At 48.1% G+C, this 19,094-nt stretch carries 11 protein-coding genes; 7 read left to right on the forward strand and 4 right to left on the reverse strand.

Translation table 11 applies throughout. The annotated features are described in order from the left end of the window. The first annotated feature begins 130 nt into the window (after positions 1-130). The 7 genes from B1748_RS00080 (at position 131) to B1748_RS00110 (ending at position 13,592) form a co-directional block, all read left to right on the forward strand. Positions 131-730 carry a Uma2 family endonuclease gene (locus B1748_RS00080; RefSeq protein WP_087565824.1) on the forward strand — a complete coding sequence of 200 codons (600 nt, stop codon included), beginning with the start codon at positions 131-133 and terminating at the stop codon, positions 728-730. 255 nt (positions 731-985) lie between these two features. Further along, positions 986-2,041: a LacI family DNA-binding transcriptional regulator gene (locus B1748_RS00085; protein ID WP_179215287.1), complete on the forward strand. Its 1,056-nt coding sequence runs from the start codon at positions 986-988 to the stop codon at positions 2,039-2,041. Beyond that, positions 2,038-4,431: a family 78 glycoside hydrolase catalytic domain gene (locus B1748_RS00090; protein WP_087565826.1), complete on the forward strand. Its 2,394-nt coding sequence runs from the start codon at positions 2,038-2,040 to the stop codon at positions 4,429-4,431. The genes B1748_RS00085 and B1748_RS00090 overlap by 4 nt, the downstream gene beginning before the upstream one ends. Positions 4,432-4,508: 77 nt before the next feature. Continuing rightward, positions 4,509-5,873 (forward strand): ABC transporter substrate-binding protein, encoded by a 1,365-nt coding sequence (locus B1748_RS00095; RefSeq protein WP_179215288.1) that lies wholly within the window; start codon positions 4,509-4,511, stop codon positions 5,871-5,873. Positions 5,874-5,997: 124 nt separating this feature from the next. Continuing rightward, entirely contained in the window at positions 5,998-6,882 is an 885-nt protein-coding gene (locus tag B1748_RS00100; protein ID WP_179215289.1) for a carbohydrate ABC transporter permease, read from the forward strand. Next, positions 6,879-7,712 carry a carbohydrate ABC transporter permease gene (locus B1748_RS00105; protein WP_087565829.1) on the forward strand — a complete coding sequence of 278 codons (834 nt, stop codon included), beginning with the start codon at positions 6,879-6,881 and terminating at the stop codon, positions 7,710-7,712. The genes B1748_RS00100 and B1748_RS00105 overlap by 4 nt, the downstream gene beginning before the upstream one ends. 33 nt (positions 7,713-7,745) lie before the next feature. Beyond that, positions 7,746-13,592, forward strand: coding sequence for an S-layer homology domain-containing protein (locus tag B1748_RS00110; RefSeq protein WP_087565830.1), 5,847 nt, complete (start codon positions 7,746-7,748; stop codon positions 13,590-13,592). A 141-nt stretch (positions 13,593-13,733) separates the two neighbouring features. Here the strand turns inward: B1748_RS00110 and B1748_RS00115 are convergent, their stop codons facing one another. The 4 genes from B1748_RS00115 to B1748_RS00130 are packed head-to-tail and all read right to left on the reverse strand — an operon-like array spanning position 13,734 to position 19,081. Beyond that, positions 13,734-14,618 (reverse strand): hypothetical protein, encoded by an 885-nt coding sequence (locus tag B1748_RS00115; RefSeq protein WP_087565831.1) that lies wholly within the window; start codon positions 14,616-14,618, stop codon positions 13,734-13,736. After that, a complete protein-coding gene (locus B1748_RS00120; protein WP_087565832.1) occupies positions 14,615-16,525 on the reverse strand; it encodes an EAL domain-containing protein in 1,911 nt (636 codons plus the stop codon). The genes B1748_RS00115 and B1748_RS00120 overlap by 4 nt, the downstream gene beginning before the upstream one ends. Positions 16,526-16,553: 28 nt before the next feature. Continuing rightward, on the reverse strand, positions 16,554-17,960 hold the full coding sequence (locus tag B1748_RS00125) for a glycosyltransferase family 2 protein (protein ID WP_087565833.1): 1,407 nt from the start codon (positions 17,958-17,960) through the stop codon (positions 16,554-16,556). Further along, complete coding sequence (locus B1748_RS00130; RefSeq protein WP_087565834.1) at positions 17,957-19,081, reverse strand: HEAT repeat domain-containing protein; 1,125 nt, start codon at positions 19,079-19,081, stop codon at positions 17,957-17,959. The genes B1748_RS00125 and B1748_RS00130 overlap by 4 nt, the downstream gene beginning before the upstream one ends. Positions 19,082-19,094: the final 13 nt, after the last annotated feature.

Raw genomic sequence — 19,094 nt, forward strand, 5'->3', positions numbered from 1 at the left:
TGTCGATGGATTCATTGACAATAGCGACATGACTGATCATAATAGGGATAACAAGGAAGCACCTTCGTAGACACACATTGTATTTGTGTTGCTATTGAAGGTGCTTTTCGCATGGAGAGGAGCGGATGTTATGGACCGTAATCCGAAACAGAAAACGGCCGATAAAGTGCTGGAACCACCGGTCACGTATGAAATGTATGCCGAATGGCCGGATGACGGGCAGCGTTATGAGATTGTTGACGGGATTATGGAGTTGATGTCGCCAGGCCCCTCGACGACGCATCAAGCTGTTAGCGGAGAATTAGAGTTTATCATTAAGCAAAGCTGCAGAAAGGATTATCTAGTGTTCGATGCGCCAATCGATGTTATTCTGAGCGAAACGACGGTCGTCCAGCCGGATATTCTCATGATTCATCGCAGCCGCGAGCATGTTGTAACGAAGAGAGGGATTGAAGGACCGCCGGATTTGGTCATCGAAATTTTGTCGCCCGGCTCTCATAAGCGAGACAAGCTCGTTAAGCGAAAGGCTTATGCCGTGCATGGCGTTGCGGAATATTGGATCGTCGACATCGAAGCTCGTACGCTGGAGCAGCACCATTTGCTCGAAGACGGACGATATGAGCTTATGAATCTATTCGAAGGGAAGGATACCGTTGTATCGGATAAGATTCCGTGCGTCGGTTTTGTAATGGAGGATATATTTCGGGAAATTGCAGACTGGAATAGATAGATAGGATCAATCTCGGCCGTGACATTGTACTCGAAAATGGGTTGAAATTGCATAGCTTGCAAGGAGCTCGGGGACATAATTCCGAGTTTTTTGCGTTTTTAGAAAAAAAGGAGGAAATACGGTAGTCAAAAGTCAGAATATATTATGGACTGCACGAAGATATACGAAGATATTGCCATCTTTCAAAACCTATGCTAAGATAGCACTAACGAAATGGTAGCGCAACCATTCTGTTGTGGAAGGGGAGCTTGTAATTTGGTTACGTTAAAGGATGTGGCGAAGCTGGCCGGCGTTGCTCCGATAACGGTGTCCAGGGTGATTAACGAACCACATACCGTCAAGGAGCAAACAAGAAGCAAGGTGCAGCAGGCTATTGAACAATTAGGGTATAGTCCGAATCAGCTCGCTCGCGGTCTTGCGACCAACCAAAGTAATATGATAGGCGTAGTAGTCTCCAATATTGCCAATCCATACTATGCAGATTACATACTGGGGATTGAGACGAAAGCGAAGCAGTTCGGCAAAAGTGTTGTTATCTGTAATGGCCTGGATTATGTCGGAGCCAAGAGCAATCTGGAATTGTTATTGATGCAGAGAGTGGATGGAATTATTTTCACCTCGTTCGAATTTGATTCCATTCGGATGCAGGAACGTTTTATAGGAGAGCTGGAACAGCTCCACTTTCGGAAAAATCATACGGTGCCGGTGGTGCTGTTTAATCCGTCCCCAGCCCATACCTCCTTGCCGGTGATTCAGACGGATAATTATTTGGACGGTTTGATCGCGATGAGGCATCTGTTGGAATTGGGACATGCACGTATAGGTCATCTGTCGCTAAACCGCGATGCAAGCGTCTGGATGGATCGCTTCCGTGCATACAAGGATTCTTTGTTAGCCAGAGGGCTGCCGTTCAGGAGTGAGTATATACGGTTGATTGAGAAGGAAAGAGTAAAAGAGGCAGAACAGGGGGCATATCAACTGCTGCAGGTAGAAGAGAGGCCTACGGCGATTTTTGCGGCGAATGACATTTTGGCTGTGGGAGTGCTGCAGGCGGCGCACAGACTGGGGATTCGCGTTCCTGACGAGTTGTCCATTATCGGCGTCGACGGAATTGAACTGGCGCAGTACAGCTATCCGAGTCTGGCGTCTGTGGTGCATCCGCGATATTCGCTGGGTGAGCAGTCTGTAGAACTGCTTGTTCAAATTATGAGCGCCAAGAAAGACCTGCCCAGTCTCATCGTAAAATCGCAATTGCATGTCCGCGAAAGTACAAGCGCTTTACGGGGCAGAGGAGAGGAAGAGAAGAGTTGAACCATAAACCGGAAGAATGGAAGGCACAATGGATCTGGAGCGAGTCCGAGGATGTCCGGGAAAGGTCTGAAGAACACGAGATTGTTTATTTTCGCCGTTGCTTCGAGGTGGCCGAACCGGCTGCCTCCAGGCTGGTCGTTCATGTATCGGCCGACAGCCGATATCGGTTGTATCTGAATGGTCAATCGGTTAGTGTGGGCCCTTGCAAGGGGGACCGGTTCACTCGTTATTTCGAAACGGTGGATATTACGGATAAGCTTGTCGAAGGGATGAATGTGCTGGCTGCCAAAGTCGTTCATTACCGATCATGCGAGCCTTTCCGTCTTGGAATCGGTGGACCGGCATCCGTGTGGCGTTCGGGGCAAGGCGTTTTCTTACTGGAAGGAAATTTGACCACTAAAAATGGTAGCGCAACCATTGATTTGTCGACAGATAATCGTTGGGAATGTTTGAGAGACGCGGCCACTCGCTTCGTAGCGGGAGGGCAGGATACGCTTTATGTCGGAGGCACAGAGCAAACTGACGGTCGTCTGCTGCCGTTCGGTTGGCTAAAAATGCGGGATAAAGCCCAGGGCTGGCGACCGGCGGTAATGGTGTCGGAAATTATAGATGTGCTGTATGGGCAACTGACGCCATGGCCGCTTGAGGCTCGTGCCATTCCACCATTGTATGAGATTGAAAACGGTTACGTAGGTGTGAAGCGGATTCTTCCTTCGAATGCGTTGCCTGATTTCTACCTTCTTGATGGAGACTCGAACGGAAGCGGATGGCTGGTACGAGCAGGTGAGACGTTGGAAGTTGAATTGGATGCAGGGGGGCTGACTACCGGATATCCCTATCTGGACTTAACCGGCGGGAGAGGAACAACTGTAGAGATTTTGTATTCGGAATGTTATGAGAGGGAAGCGGAATCGACGATCCGGCGCAATAAGGATATACGGGACGATCCTGAAGGAAGATACCTGTACGGCGAGTTCGATCGTTATATTGTTGCGGGACAAGGGGAGACCGACAAGGAGAACTACGAGAGGTACGAGCCGTTTGAATTTCGCACCTTCCGTTATGTCAGACTGACGGTACGGGCCGGAGAGGAAGATGTTCGGCTTCACCGCTTCAATTATTGTGAAACCGGATATCCGCTTGAGGTGAAGGCATACTTCGCAAGCTCCGACCCGACGCTATTGCCCTTGTGGGAAATTAGTATCAATACTTTGCGACGTTGCATGCACGAAACGTACGAGGACTGCCCCTATTACGAGCAGCTTCAATACATTATGGATACTCGTCTGCAGGTGCTTTTCACCTATCAAATATCGGCGGACGATCGGCTGGCGCGCAAAGCCATATTCGATTTTCACAGCTCACTTATGCCGAATGGGATGATTCAGAGCCGTTATCCATCGGTATACCCTCAGGTTATTCCGGGATTCTCGATCTATTGGATCATGATGGTGGCTGACCATTATCGGTATTTCGGGGATGCCGAGCTGGTCCGCCGCTACTTGCCGACGATCGACGCGGTGCTTCACTGGTTCGCCCAGCATGTAGAAGCGAGCGGTCTGATGGGGGCAATGCCTCAATCTGTATGGTCTTTTGTAGATTGGGTGGAGGAATGGCGCGGGGGCCGAGGGGTGCCGACGGCAAATGAGTACGGTCCGCTGACCGCCTACAGCTTATTTTATGTATTGGCGCTTCAGACAGCTGCTGAGTTGAATGAGGTTTGCGGCAGGCACTCCACCGCTGAGGAATATATGAATCGCGCCGCAGCGGTACAAGAGGCCGTACGGAGCAATTGTTGGTCCGCTGAGCGGAGGCTGTTTGCCGACGGGCCGACCGTGCAGCTGTATTCGCAGCATTGTCAAATTTTTGCCGTACTAACCCGGACGGTGCCGGATGGGCAAGCGGGTGAATTGCTGAGCCATATGTTGGAGCAGCGGGATTTGCCGACCGTTTCGTATGCGATGTCCTTTTATTTGTTCCGTGCGTTGGAGAAAGCCGGCCTGTATGACAAGAGCTATCGGTTATGGGATACCTGGCGAGATCTTGCGGCGATGAATTTAACGTCTTGGGTAGAGGACCCTGTATCGCAACGCAGCGATTGCCATGGCTGGGGCTCTGTACCGCTGTATGAGTTTACCGCTTGCGTGCTAGGGGTGAGTCCCATGGAGCCCGGCAGCCGGGGGATTCTCATAAGGCCGGATACGTCTTACCTGGAATGGGCCGAAGGAGCAGTGGCGACAGCCGATGGTGTCGTACACGTGTCATGGCGGCGTCGGGAGGACGGGACAATTGCTTGCCAGATCGATTGTCCGGAACAAATCTCGGCAAGATTGGAGCTGCCGGACGGTCGGGTTGTCGAACTGGCTCAGGGCGGTCGCGTTTCAATATAGCATGATAGAGTGCGTTTTTACTTGATTTTTGATGCCAAGGCATTAAAAATAAATTGTTATCTAAGGGGAGAATGACAATGAAAAAAGAAATGGGAACGAAATCGTTACCGATGCTGCTGAAAGGCCTGCTGTTGATAGGCCTGCTGCTGGCGGCGGCTTGCGGCAATAACGCGAGCAATGAAGGACAGCAGTCGAATGCCGGGCCTGATTCCACAAACGCTGCGTCTAATGCAGCTCCGGAGACGGTAAAGGATCCCGTCAATCTGAAGTTTCTGTATATCTGGCCAGAATATGAGGCGATTATGAATGAAACCATTCGTCTCTTCGAAGAGAAAAACCCACATATCCAGGTCGAGCCGGAAATTGTGCCCTGGGACAAGGCAATCGAGGTTATGCAGACCAAGGTAGCTGCCAATCAGGCGCCGGACGTGTCTTTTGGCTGGACGCATTGGATGGCTCCATTCGTCAACGAGGTGGACGCCGCAATGCCGTTGGACGATTATTTGCAGCAAGATCCGGCTTGGGAGCAGTCTTTTATTCGCAGCGACCTGCTCGATATAAGCGTCGTGAATGCGGATAAACCATTTGTGTCCAATATTCCGTTTAAGTTATCCTTCCAGGTTGTTATCTACAATAAAAAGATGTTTAGCGACCACCAGCTAGAAGTTCCGCAAACGCGGGAGCAAATGGAGCAAACCATGGAAAAGCTGGCTGCAAACGGCATCATTCCCCTTGCAGCCAGCGGCAAAGACGGACAAATCGATATGCTTAAGGATTCCTTCGCGGGTATGAATTTTGTCAAGAACGGCACAGCGCAAGGCGCATGGCTGGCAGGCGAAGAAAGCTATGAATCTGCAGAATATATCGAAGCAATGGAGCTCGCCAAGCAATGGTTCTCTAAAGGATTTTTTGGCAAAGACGCCTTCGCGGTAGGCAACGACGAAATTGCCAATCTTCTGTTGACGAAACGCGCAGCGATGATTCTCGGCAATAACAACCAAATCCCTACGCTGCAAGAGCAGGTCGACGACGAGCTTGGCGCTTTCTTGTTCCCGGCTGCCGAAGGCTTGAAAATTCAGGCGCCGTTAACGGCAGATGGATTCTTCGTATTGAAAACGACGCAATATCCGGATGAAGCGGTTGAGTTCCTTAAGCATCTCACCAGCGAAGAAGTCCAGAAGCTGTGGGCATCCCAAAGCAAATCTATGCCTGTGCTTCAAAACTTGAATACAGGCGATGAAACGCTGGATGGTCTGATTGATCAAATTGCGGCTAGCGCAACCGATTATCCCGTGCAGAAGCTCACCTATAATCCGGCGGAGCTATCGAAGCAATTGCAGGCGGCTTTCGCAGAATATTTGCTGAACGCCAATGCGGATGTGACCGCTTCGGCGAAGAAGATGGAAGCGGATCACCGAAAAGCTATTGAGAGCAGCCAATAGCCGTCAGCCCTTGGGTTGGGCGAAATAGGTCGGAATATTCCAGGCTGCAAGGCCGACTAGCGGTATGGGGAGCCGGCAATCTTGGAGAGATTGCCGGTTCGCCCATAAAGGAGTGGAGACATACATGATAGCGCGCAAATATACGCTCGCATACTTATTTCTATTGCCGGCGGTCGCACTGCTGGCTGCCTTTTACATTTATCCCGTTCTGACAAGCGTTGTACGCAGCTTTACGGATTGGAATGGGTTTGATGCCGGATTTCTTTGGGTTGGCTGGGGCAACTATAAAAATGTGTTTGGCGATCATCATTTTTGGGCGGCAACGGGACGCACATTGCGGTTTGCTTTTGTGACGACCATTGTGCAGACTATACTCGGCTTTTTGCTGGCATTTTTCATCTATACGCTCGTATCCGATCGGTGGCGAAAACTGATGCGCGTCGCTGTTTATATTCCCGTCATTTTGCCTGGAGCGGTCGTTAGCCTTCTTTGGAGCAATCTGTTATCCCCCAATTTCGGTCTGGTGAATGAAGTGCTGAGAGCAATTGGGCTTGAGGCGTGGGCAAGAGGATGGCTGGGAAGCACCGAGACCGCGATGAATACGCTTATGATCGTAAATACATGGAAGTTCATCGGCATGACCATTACGTTTTATATTGTTGCGATGCTGGCGATTCCGAAAGATCTTATAGAGAGTGCCAAGATGGACGGAGCAGGAAGCGGCACGCTTCTCTGGCACATATTCCGGCCTCTGCTAAAAGGGATTACGGAAGTTAATTTTATTCTATCGCTGATTGGCGGCTTGAAAGCGTTTGACCTTATCTACATGATGACAGGAGGAGGTCCGGGGGACAGCACCACTGTGCTCGGGATCATGATCTATCGACGCGCGTTTCTTTCCTTCCGGTTCGGCGAAGCGATTACGATGGGAATAATTCTGTTCATTGTTATTTTGACGCTAACGCTGATTAGCCGCAGGCTAATTGCCTCAAGGGAGGACGAGCAATGACAAACAACAGATTATTCGGAACGCTTCGTATGCTGCCGTTATGCGGACTTTTCCTTATCATCGTTTATCCGTTGTTCTACATGGTGTTTAATTCCTTGAGGACAACCCGTGAAATTATGATGCAACCGTCCGGGTTGTGGTCGTCGTCGGGGCCGCAATGGTCGAATTATGCGGAGGCTTTTGTGATCGGCAAAGTATCGGTGTATTTTGCCAACAGTGCATTCGTGACGATAAGTTCGCTTGTGCTTACGCTTGCGGTCGTAACCTTGGCGGCGTATTCTCTCGGCAAGTGGAAACCGCCGGGCCACTCGGTGCTCTTTGTCGGATTTCTGGCCACTCTGATGATAACCGGGGAGATGACGACCATTCCGATTTTCCTGATGCTGCGCGATTTGGATCTGCTCAATTCGCATCCAGGACTTATCCTTGCTTATGTCGGGGGAGGGATCGGCATGGCCATCTATTTGATTCGAAATTTTGTACTGTCGTTGCCCAAGGAACTGGACGAAGCAGCACGAATTGACGGGGCGGGCTACATGAGGGTGTTCTGGTCTATTGATCTGCCGCTGATTGTGCCTGTGCTTGCAGTCGTTGCCATTATGAGCTTCGTGGGAGTGTGGAGTGAATTTTTCTGGGCTTTGATTACGATTACGGATGACAAATTGAAGACGCTGCCGCTAGGACTGCTGAATTTTCAATCGCAATACAACACCAATTATGGCGTGCTTCTGGCGGGACTTACAATCGTAACTCTTCCATCTTTGCTTGTCTACTTGTTCTTCTCCCGTTATTTTATTGAAGGAATGACAGCGGGAGCGGTCAAGGGGTAAAGCGCAAATATACAATATTGGGGTGAATCGTGTATGAGATTTAAGCAACTAACTGCAAGCTTTCTGGCAGCGCTGATCGTTATGGTCGGCTTGCTGCCGCCTTTGGCGGGCGAGACGGCCGGAGCGGCAGTGGAGGAAAACGATTATGATGCGGTAGAGAATGCGTCGGTTGAGAGTATCGACGGTATTCCAACCCTGCATATTAACAATCAACCGCAGCCGCTAGTCGGCTGGTTTCAATGGGATTGGTATCCCGGAATGACGCAATCCGCCGACTATGCGGGTATTCGGATCTATCAGCCGAGACATACGACCGGCTATCCGACGCTCGAAGTGTGGTTGCCGCACATGCAGGAGATTGCCGAACAGGACCCCAACGCCTACTTCCTGCCCGTGATCTGGATGGGATCCAATACCCCGTTCGGCTTTGACGACAAAAACAGTTCGGATGTGCATACCGACACAGGGGCTTCCTGGGGAGCGATATCCTACGGCTCGGATGAATGGCAGAATCGGGCGGAGCTTCTGCTGCGGGAGCAAATTCGCAGGTATGAGGCAAGTCCTGTCGGCGATCGCATTCTGGGGTACATGTTAAGCGCGGGCAGTACAGCAGAGTGGTTCTATGTAGATACCTGGGCCAATCGGGATTTTGACCGCAGCGTTAGCAATAAGGCGAAGTTCCGGCAATGGCTGCAAGAGAGGTACAATCATGATGTTGCCAAGCTAAGAGAAGCGTGGAACGATGCGTATGTCACGTTTGAAAGCGCTGACATTCCATCGAAGGCTTCCGGTGATCCGTTCCTAAATCCAGGGTCACAGAGCGACCTGATTGATTATGCCGTGTACCACAACGAGATTGTGTCCGAGCGGATGACCTACTTGTCCCATGTTGTGAAGGAAGAAGTGGAAGGCCGGAAGCTCGCTGCCGTATACGGCGGCTACACGATGGCATTCGGACAATACGGTCCGTTGTCGGGCATGCTGGATTTTGAGACGTTGCTTCGTAACGATGATATTGATCTGCTGTATTCGCCGCTGGACTATACGCACAGGGATCTGGATGACGGCTTCACAAGTGTCCACGGAGCGATGGACTCGGCTCGCTTGTACGGCAAACTATACGTGGGCGAAGATGACTATGCGACGCATATGGGGACCGATACCCATGGCGCTCCGCCATTGGCCAACGACATTGAGGGATCGCTTGCTCTCTTGTGGCGCAATTTTGGATTTACGCTGTCCAAAAACTACGGCATTCACTGGTATGACGACGCCGGGTATGGCGGGTTTCATAACGCGCGAATGATGAACAACATTCGACTGATGAATCAGTTAGCAGAAGCAGCCGTTGATCTACCGAGGCAGTCGACAACCGAAATCGCGCTTGTCCTGGACGAGTTCTCCCAGTTGATTCAATCTGCCGGGGGTTCGCCGGTCAATGAACGGGTAAGGCTCATTCGGGAGGAGTTGTCCGCCGTTGGAGCGCCTTACGATATCGTGCTGCTATCCGATGTGTTAGCCGGCAAAACCGATCCGTACAAGCTGTATATTATGGCAAATGCTTATGCCTGGGATAACGAACGACTTGCGCAGCTGGAGAATTGGGATAAAACGGGCAAGACGCTCGTCTGGCTGTATGCGGCAGGATACTGGAAGCGGGATGCAGATGGAGTGGACAGTCGTTCCGCAGGGCATATGGCATCGGTAACCGGTGTGCCGAGCGTGGAGATCGGGAAGCAGAGCTTTGAAATTCTGCCTGCTGAAGGCAGCACGTCGTCGTTGCTGTCGGGAATAGACGTATCCGAACCGCTCGGCGGATCAGTGCCGGCTATACCGCTGTATGCGGCAGTTGGATACGAAGCGGCGGGATTTCAATTACTGGGACAGACAGGCTCACATGCTACCGCTGTATATAAAGAGCATGCAGGCGGAGCGGAAGTCTGGATCGGCTCACCCTCTATTTCATCGGAGCAACTGTATCGCAATTTGGCTGATCTAGCCGGCGTTCATTTGTATTCGAGAAGCGGCAAGCAGGTGAATGCTAACGAATCCTTTGTATTCGTCACATTGCCGGAGGCCGGCACAGAAACGATCCGGTTCCCGGATGCATCGCCTCGCTACGATATTATAGCTGGCGAGTTTATCTTTCCCGATTCGGAAGGTGATGTCGAGCTGTCAACGGATAGCGCGGCTACCTTCGCTTTCTTCAAGGGCAACCCTGCCGATCTGAAGCTTAACAGACAGGGAGAATATGCTACCGATCTGGACCGGCTTGTGCTCCGTCTGGAGGGCGAAACACTGAAGGAGCAGCAATTGGAAAGCCTGTCCGACCGTCAGTTTGAAACAATTGCGGGCTCGGATATCTCCTTTGCACTGACCGGGATTACATCGGACGGTTATTATTTCTACGAGGATGAGATGGAAGCAGCTCCGCTCTGGAGCAGCAGTAACGATAATGTCGCCATTGTCGATTCGGAAGGGCGAGTATCGGCGCTTGCGGAAGGGCAGACGGTTATAACGGCTGCCTCAAGCGGAGTTGTCGCAAGCGCTTTGTTGACGATCAGCGCGCCTTTGGAGGAGTCTCTCATGCAGCGTATGCCGACGGCTTTCTGGAGCACTTGGTCGATGGCCAACGGCTGGCATCCGTTCACCTTCGGAGAAGGCAACGAATATGGCATAGGCGAACAAAGGGATGCGGCTACAGCCGAAAACGGAGAGAACTATACTCAAGTATACCGCTATGCGCCGCTGCAGAACGGAGAACAGATTAGCGGATCGCTGGACTCCTTGCAAGTGCCCAATAAAACAAAGGTAAAGGCGATTACAACCTTCCGATACCCGCAAGGAGCGACGCAGGGCGTATACAATTCCGTTATTATGGAGGGATATACGGAAGGCGGCGGCAGCAATATATTCGTGGTACAAAAGGATTTGCCCGTGACGGGAAAGGGAACCTCCGTGGAGGTGGATTTATCCGCTTATGCGGGTCAGAAAATCAGGATTGACCTGAATGTGCGTCACAAAGGCGCAACCTCTTGGGAGGATGCGGAAGTGCTGCTGACGGATTATAAATTCGTGTATGAAGATGAGACGCCGGTCAATTCCGTCACGCATCTGGAATTCGATAAGATTAACACAACGGTGAAACCGGGAACGAGCGGTCATCTGCAGATCAACGAGGTGTATAGCGACGGTTCTCGCGGCGTCTGGCTTCAGGAAGAGAATGCCCATTTCTACAATGATCGGCCGGATATCGTCCAGGTGGACAATACGGGCCAATTCCTGGCGCTCAAGGAAGGAACAGCTCAAATAACGCTGGTAACTGATCATACGTTAACCAGAGGATATGTGCATGTAAGCAATGATGGTTATGTGTATGAGGACTTGCTGGACGTGTATGAAGAGGAAGGAAGCTGGACGGCGGAACCGACCTATGCGGGCTTCCCATTCGGCAGTTGGACAGAATACGGCGGCGCCTCGAGGCCGGAGAGCGTGGTCATGGAGGATGGCAACAGCTACGAACATCCAATTGTACTCGCGGGAAGCGATAGCGGCACCGGCATTAATGGCCGGATCAGCCTGGAGGTACCGGATCAACCGTCTGTCTATTTAACAGGAAAGTTCGGATTTGTGGGCGAGTCCGGAGCCGTGCAGCAGCGTCAAGCGAAGTTTTTTATGCGATCATGGGATACGAGTATTACCGGCAGCAATCCCTTCTATCAAGAATATACAGTATCCGATGATGGTGCACTGTCTACGTTTGAGATTGATATTTCGGCTTTTGCAGGCGAGACGTTGGAGACAACGGATATCTATCTGTGGAAAGAAAACGGCGAAGGATCGTCGCTGGAGATCGCTCTTACAGAGCTGGCCTTCCGAATGCTGCCGCCTGATGTCGGCAAACCCGTGGCGCTCATCGCCGATCGTCCGCATCTGGTACTGCCTGTAAACGGCCAAGATACGCTTACGGTTACCGAATTAAACAGTCAGGGACACTTGCGGCAACCTGCAGAAACGGTAACTTGGTCCACCAATCACAACGATACGGTAACGGTCGGCAGCGATGGTGTCATCGCTGCGCTGCAGCCAGGAGTTGCAGTTGTGCAAGCTGATATGGGCCGGATGCGCACCTTTGTTGTGGTGGAGGTACGACCAGAGGGAATGTCTTCGGGGCAATCGGCCGATCCCTATCGCTGGACAAGTTTGCAGCGGCTGCCGCAATTCTCGCTAATGGAGGCGGATATTCCCTATTTCTACATCGGCCCGCATCGTCGGGAGGCCGTTATGGCTCCGCCTGTTGTGACGACGGTATCAGAGCCAACCGGAACCGTTGGCCAAGCGAATGTGACAATTGAAGGAACGGCAATGAACGGAGCTTTGGTGCAAGTATGGCAGGACTCCAATGGCAACGCTTCGGTGGACAGCCGGGATAAGCTGGCCGCAACGAAACGCTTGACCGATGGCAGCGAATTTGTGATTGAGGTGCCGTTGGATCAGGAGGGAGTTTACCACTTCCTACTGACCGGGGCTAACGAATGGGGAGAACGAAGCAAGGAAACAGTTGTGCCAGAGATTCAGTATGTCCTACCTGCCGGGCAATCGTACTCTCGCGGGACAGATCCTGAACGGGTAAAGCTGCTATTGAACGGGCGTACCGCCGATCTGGGCCGAGAGAAGCGCGATAAATCGTCGAATGGTTTTTCCGTAACCTACTTGTTGGAATATGACAAGCTATTGTCGAGCCTAGTGGGGGATGAGGGGGCGATAATTGAAATTGCGCTGGATCTGGATACCTCCGAAGCTGCGCTGGAGTTGGATGGAAAGTCGCTTGAATTGCTGGGTAACCGCAAAGCTTTTATTACGCTGCAAACATCGAGCGCTTACTACACGCTGAATGCGGCGCAACTAAAGGAACAATTCCTAAGCGGAGCGGAGGCGGACGGCGACGGGGTGTTGCTGCGAGTTGTTATTTCTGAAGTGGCAGAATCCGAGAGAAGTCGGGTGGCGAAGTCCGTCAAGCGGAATGGACTGGAATTGATCGGTTCGCCGATTCGCTTCGAGTTGATGCTCGGACAGGAAGGGCGAATGGATTCTGTTGATACTTTTGATTTTTACGTGGAGAGAGGAATCAAACTTCCGTCAGAAGCGGAGAAGATATTCGATAAGGCGGCGGCATTTGTTGTCGATGAACAAGGCGAAGTACGTCCGGTCCCTGCCATCCTTGACTCGACGGATGACCGCAATTTCGTTCAAATTCGCAGCCTGACTAATAGCCTATATGCTCTGGCGATTTCGGATATTGCCTTTCTCGATATGAAGGGTCATTGGGGACAAAAGGCCGTCGAGGATATGGCTAGACGGTTAGTCGTCTCCGGTTACGCGAACGGTCAGTTCAAGCCCGATGCAGCAGTGACAAGAGCTGAACTGTCTGTTATGCTGGCTCGCGGCTTGGGCTTGAAGCCAATAGAGGGAGATAGCGCATTTAACGATGTCGATGCTTCGGCTTGGTATGCGGGCTGGCTGGAAGCTGCCTGGAAAAGCGGGTTGATAGCCGGATATGACGATGGAAATTTCCGTCCCGACAATCCGGTTAATCGCGAGGAAGCGATGGTCATTGCCAGCCGAGCCATGATATTGGCCAACGATAAAGAATCTGCCGCTGTACTTAGCGATATAGCGGTCCTTGAGCGTTTCATAGACGCCAATCTAGTGTCAGTCTGGGCCGTTCCGGCAGCTGTTAACAATGTCAACTGGGGATTGTTTTCCGGAAGGGCGAAGCATATGCTGGCGCCCAAGGCCAGCATCACGCGTGCGGAGGCGGCTGTTGTGATTCGGCGTTTGCTATCGAAGGCCGGCCTCATCCAGACAACCGATCAATGAAAGAAACGAAGGATTTGCGATTAATTTCCTCGGAAGGGGCTGTCTTTTAAGTCCCGAAAATAAAAAAGTTGGGCGGAAAAATCTTTCCGTCCAACTTTTTGTTCTCTTGCAGAAAGTAATGAGAGCGGTCCATGTATCCTACTACTCGAGCATTTCCTTCAAAGTATCATAATAATGATAGGAAAAGCTTAACTTGGGATACTGGAAGCGGTCGTCCAGACTAGCCCAAGACTTTTGGAGCTCATCAAGGCCGGCGTTATAATAGGTGTTGATATCTTCGAGTTTATGTTTCCCTGGCTGCTGCAGCTCGGCGATATTGATGATCGGTTTGCCATACTTTTTGGAAAATTGAACTTCGTTCTCGATTTGAGAATATTCGTCTGTACGATCATAATTCATGACGGCAATCCCATCGCCCGCCAAAGAAATCAAGCGATCCAGTTCATACAGAGAATATCTGTCGTAGAAACTAGGAATTGTAACAATCATAATTAAGTCCTTATCCTTTGCCACCTGATAGGCTGCTTCCAAACCATCAATAAATGTTTCTATTATTTTTACTTTTCCCTTTTTGTCAGCTGCATCCCATTCGTCCAAAAGATAAGGCTCTACATCGATAACAAGGCCTTTCAATCCAGCTTTTTTGTCTACCTTCTGATTGAGCAGCTCTACTTTCATGATTTCTTCTTTCAGAGATGCTCCGTCTGCTTCCAAACCCCATTCGGCTTCTCCAGTCAGGTAAAATACATCAATCGTATGTTCATTCATTTGTAAAAGAAAAGATTCTGCTTCTTGTGATGCAAGTAATTCTTTGGAGAATGATTGATAGATGGCTCCAATATCCATCCGATCAAGAATGGATAGCAATGCAGGGCGCTCTTCGGCTAATACGACTTCATCTGACCAAGAAAAGATACTATGCTTGCTGTGAGTTTCAGCTGATTTTTGCGCAACACGATTAACAATCAGGATAATTCCTATAACTAGAATCAGAGTCAATCCCGTATAATAAATGAGCTTTTTCATATCTGCATTCCCCGCATAAGCTTATCCAGCTCAGAATAAGGCATAGGCTGATAGAAAAGGTAACCTTGCACATAATCACAATCGATTTGTTTAAGCAATTGCAGTTGTGCATCCGTCTCTACCCCTTGACAAGCAACCTCTACGCCAATGCCATGACACATTTCCACTATACTGCCCATGATGGATTGTATTTTTGGATGTTCAATATCTTTGATCATTTCCTTATCCAGCTTTAAGATGTCTATAGCAAAGTTTTTTAATTCCATAATGGAGGAATAGCCCCCTCCAAAATGATCAAGGGCTACTGTAAAGCCATAGGATTTTAATTCTGATACTTTGCTTATAATCTCAGGCATATTTTCTGCCGAAATCGTATCGGAAATTTCAATTTGCAAGCAGCTTGCAGGAACTTGTTGTTCTGCGGCAATCTCTTTTAGGGTTGTACAGAAGTCAGGTTGATAGATACTATATCGTGAGAAATTGCAGGAAATGTAGAGCAGATCCTGCCCTTCCTTAACTCTTTGACCCAGCAATTGACATACATTGCGGAACAAAGCGATATCCACTTTGCCAAGCAGCCCATTCTTTTCGAGGATGGGAATAAATTGATCCGGGAACAACAGACCTCTTTTTTTATTTTGCCAACGTGATAAGGCTTCAAATCCTGCAATCTCCATTTGGTCCAAATCGAGCATTGGTTGAAAGTATGGAATAAACTCATTGTTATCAAGACCTGTAATCGCTTCTTGATCCAATTCTTTAACCAAATGGATCGATTTGAAGAGCGCCTTATCATAAAAGACATAGCTAAGGTTATTGCTCTGTGCATATTCCCGGGCTTGTATAGCATGATTGATGGCCGGGTTTAATTCTTTATCGTAAATCGCCAAACCATATATGCCAGACCTAAGCGTTGCCGCATCATCCTTCGTTTTTTGCTTTAATAAGCTCTGGATGTCCAAATATAGCGGTCCCAGTCTTTTCGTTAATTGTTGCTGGGAGAGATATTGCATCACTATTATAAAACTGCCTTCCGATACACTGGCAAACATCTCGTGTTCGCTAAGATGCGATTGTATGATTTTTGAGATATGAGTGAGGGTAAGGTCTCGTTCTACATAACCATGCACTTCGCTGATCGAAGAGATATTCTCGATTTTTAAATTGACAACACTGTAACTGACACGATTATCATCCGTAATACATGCATCATAATCTTTAAAAAGTTTAATGTGATTGCCGTAGCCCGTTATTGGATCCGTTTGAAGCACGTGGATCCAACGCTTTTTATACTTGAGAACGATAAAGATCATAACGATTACAAGAGCAGCAGAAACACACAATAAGGCCAGGATGATGATATCCGTTCTTTTATGTGCAGTCTCGAGCTGCTTAGGTATTTTCGACCACAGGAGCTGTTCTTTTTGTTCGCTCGTAATGGATTGCAAGGCGTCAGTTATACGGGATATCATTACTGGATCGGCTATTGTTGTAAAAGCCAGATAAATATCATCTGCGCCATGCTCATTGGGGACGGAAATATATTTCTCGCTGAGCGTTAAGTTATAGGTGTCGATTTGCTCCTGATTAAAGGCAAAGGCGGATACCATATCTACTTGAAGATTTTTAATCAAATTTTTTTGTTCGACATTTTCATCCATATAGATGAATTGAATGCCTGTTTTTTTCGATATGATTTCGAGCAGCTCAGGCGCAATACCTTTAAAGGTTTGAGCTTTTTTATCAAAGTACTCCATGGGGTAGTGATCCGGATTACCTGCTACGTAAACGACAGCTTCCGTTTTCGAAGTGGCCTGAGCGTCTACAGTTACTGGACTACCACCCAATAAGAGCAACAATGTTAATAATATTATCGATGAATGCTTCCCTAACATTTTTATCATCATCAGTTCCTCAATTCAATATGATCCAATTTTAGAGATCGATATTCATCTTCTGGCGTGTGATTTCGCCCCAATGGTTTTTCTTCTTCTTATATCGGAAAAAAGAAGTCATTCTAACAAATGCAATAACGAGTCTGAGACCCGCATTTTCCAGCAAACATAGGCTGATGACCTTTAAGACATCAAATAGATCAAGCTTTAAATTTTGTGTATGGATACGAGCAAAGAAAGCTGTCAGGGAAAGGATTGCGCCAAAGCCTGCGTATATCAAATAAAATATAATCATAAATTGTACATTAATTATATTAACAGAGAAGGCCAGCATGATGGTCAGCAATCCAAACAACTCAATAAAAGGTGATAATAATTCATAAAACAGAAAATAAGAATAAGATGTTAGACCGACAATACCGGATTTTGGATTTACAATTAAATTTCTATGCTTCCAAAGGCTTTGGGACAGTCCGAGATGCCATCGTCTTCGCTGCTTAATCAGATCCGACATCGTTTCTGGTACTTGACTCCAGCATATGGCATCGGGTTCGTATTTAATAGAATAAGGGATTTGATGAGAACGGCAAAAGGAATGCAGCTTTACTACAAGCTCCATGTCCTCGCCTAGAGTGTCGTGATCATAACCGCCGACATTGATGACCATATCTTTTCTAAATAAGCCAAAGGCGCCAGAAATAATTAGGTTTCCATTAAATTGATCCCAAAAAATGCGGGATGCCAGGAAAGAGCGGTTGTATTCCAATGCCTGCATAATAATTAAAATATTATTAGGCAGTTTATATTTGATTACTTTACCATTTTTAATCGTAACACCGTTCGCGATGTTGATAAGCCCGCCACAAGCAATAACGTCGCGGTTTTCAAGTACAGGCTGAATAATTTTTTCAAGTGCATCATCCTGCAGCATGGAGTCTGCATCCATACAGATAAAGTAGGGGAATTGTGAAGCGTTAATTCCCATATTTAAGCTGTCCGCTTTGCCGCCATTTTTCTTTCGAATCAGCGTGATCTGGATATTATCTCGATAGCCGAGATAACAAGCCTCCTCAGGCATGCACGGAATCAGCTTGCGGATCGGGCGCTCGATTGGATTCAATTCGAAGTAATCAATCAATGCCTGTGATGTGTTATCTTTTGATCCGTCATCCACGACAATAATTTCAAATAACTGATATTTAGAATTCAGCAACGATATGACGGTATCTACAACGGTAACATCTTCATTATAAGCAGGTACAATGATCGAAATGGGAATATAATAGTCATGTTGGAGCTCATTTTTCATTTGCCGCCTTTGCAGCTGTTTGTAAAGCACGGAGGTTCCGACCGTAACAGACAAAAATAAAAATGTAGAATACACCAGCATATAACAAATGAAAAAAATGGCTACATATTCGAATAATAACTTGATGGAATCCATCATACCCTCACTGCCTCCTGCTGTTGAGCCTGTGCTTTGATACGGGTTCGCTGGTCTTGGTACAGCAGCATATCTCTTGCGAAGCGGTCAGTACCATTGTATATGGATGCAAGCTCATTGTAATTTTTTCGCAATGCATTAAGAGTCTCAGCAGCATTAAACCGAATGTACCAATTGGAATGATGCATGGCTATCTTCAATGCTTCTATAGATGCAGGGGTTGGATATGCTCGGATTACCGTTGCTGATATCGCTATAATCTCCCAGTCGTCCGAAGCCTCTGTCAAAGTCGTATGCAAAAAGTGATACATAGGTTCATATACATATTTCCCGAAGTAGCGGATGATTGCCACTTTAACTTCCTTGTTTGTTTCTTGTCGTATTAACAAGGAGTAAAGCTCCTCTTTAAATTGATCCGAATCAGCATGCAAAAATTTCACGATGGAAACCTGAATGTCATTGTTAAATTCGTTAAAGTGCTCCCACAGCAAGGCACCGAGTCGAGCTTTATCGCCTTCAAAAGATAATAGACCATCGGATAACAATTTTTCATGATGGAATATTTCATTTTTATTTATTAACATAATCGCAGATAACACATTTTTTTCATTACCAAAGCTGTAAAGCGCTTTGAGCGCATTTTCCCTGCAATAAGCTGATTTGGTATCGATAAGCTGCAGCATGCTATTAATGATCTCATCTTGCTCAATATCCTTGCAAACCTTGTATCTCGACATCAAATAGGCAAAATAGGCTTTTCTTATATCATCCTTCTGCATATATTTTACAGCCAGGCTGCCGAACAGGGGGCGGCTTAAGAGCAGATACTGTTGAACGACTACGGCATCTTGCTCAAGGGCAGCCTCTATGGCTTCATGAAAAGCCATCAGTTTGTTTGGCGCGGTCAACATCTTGTCCAACTTGATTTGTATCGTTCGTTTGATGGGTTGTTTGCGGGCAATATGCTCGAGCTGTACATGGATTAGTTTTGAGATATCATGGGTACGGGTTTTAAACCTTTTGTATTGCGACTTGCGGAAAAAAATAATGAAAACATTGAAAATGAGCATGCTGATACACACACCTATATAAATATAAACGATCTCTTCGACTGTAATGATCATGTGTATGTATCAC

The sequence above is a fragment of the Paenibacillus sp. MY03 genome (assembly GCF_002165585.1).
In the GTDB taxonomy this organism is placed as follows: Bacteria; Bacillota; Bacilli; order Paenibacillales; family Paenibacillaceae; genus Pristimantibacillus; species Pristimantibacillus agaridevorans.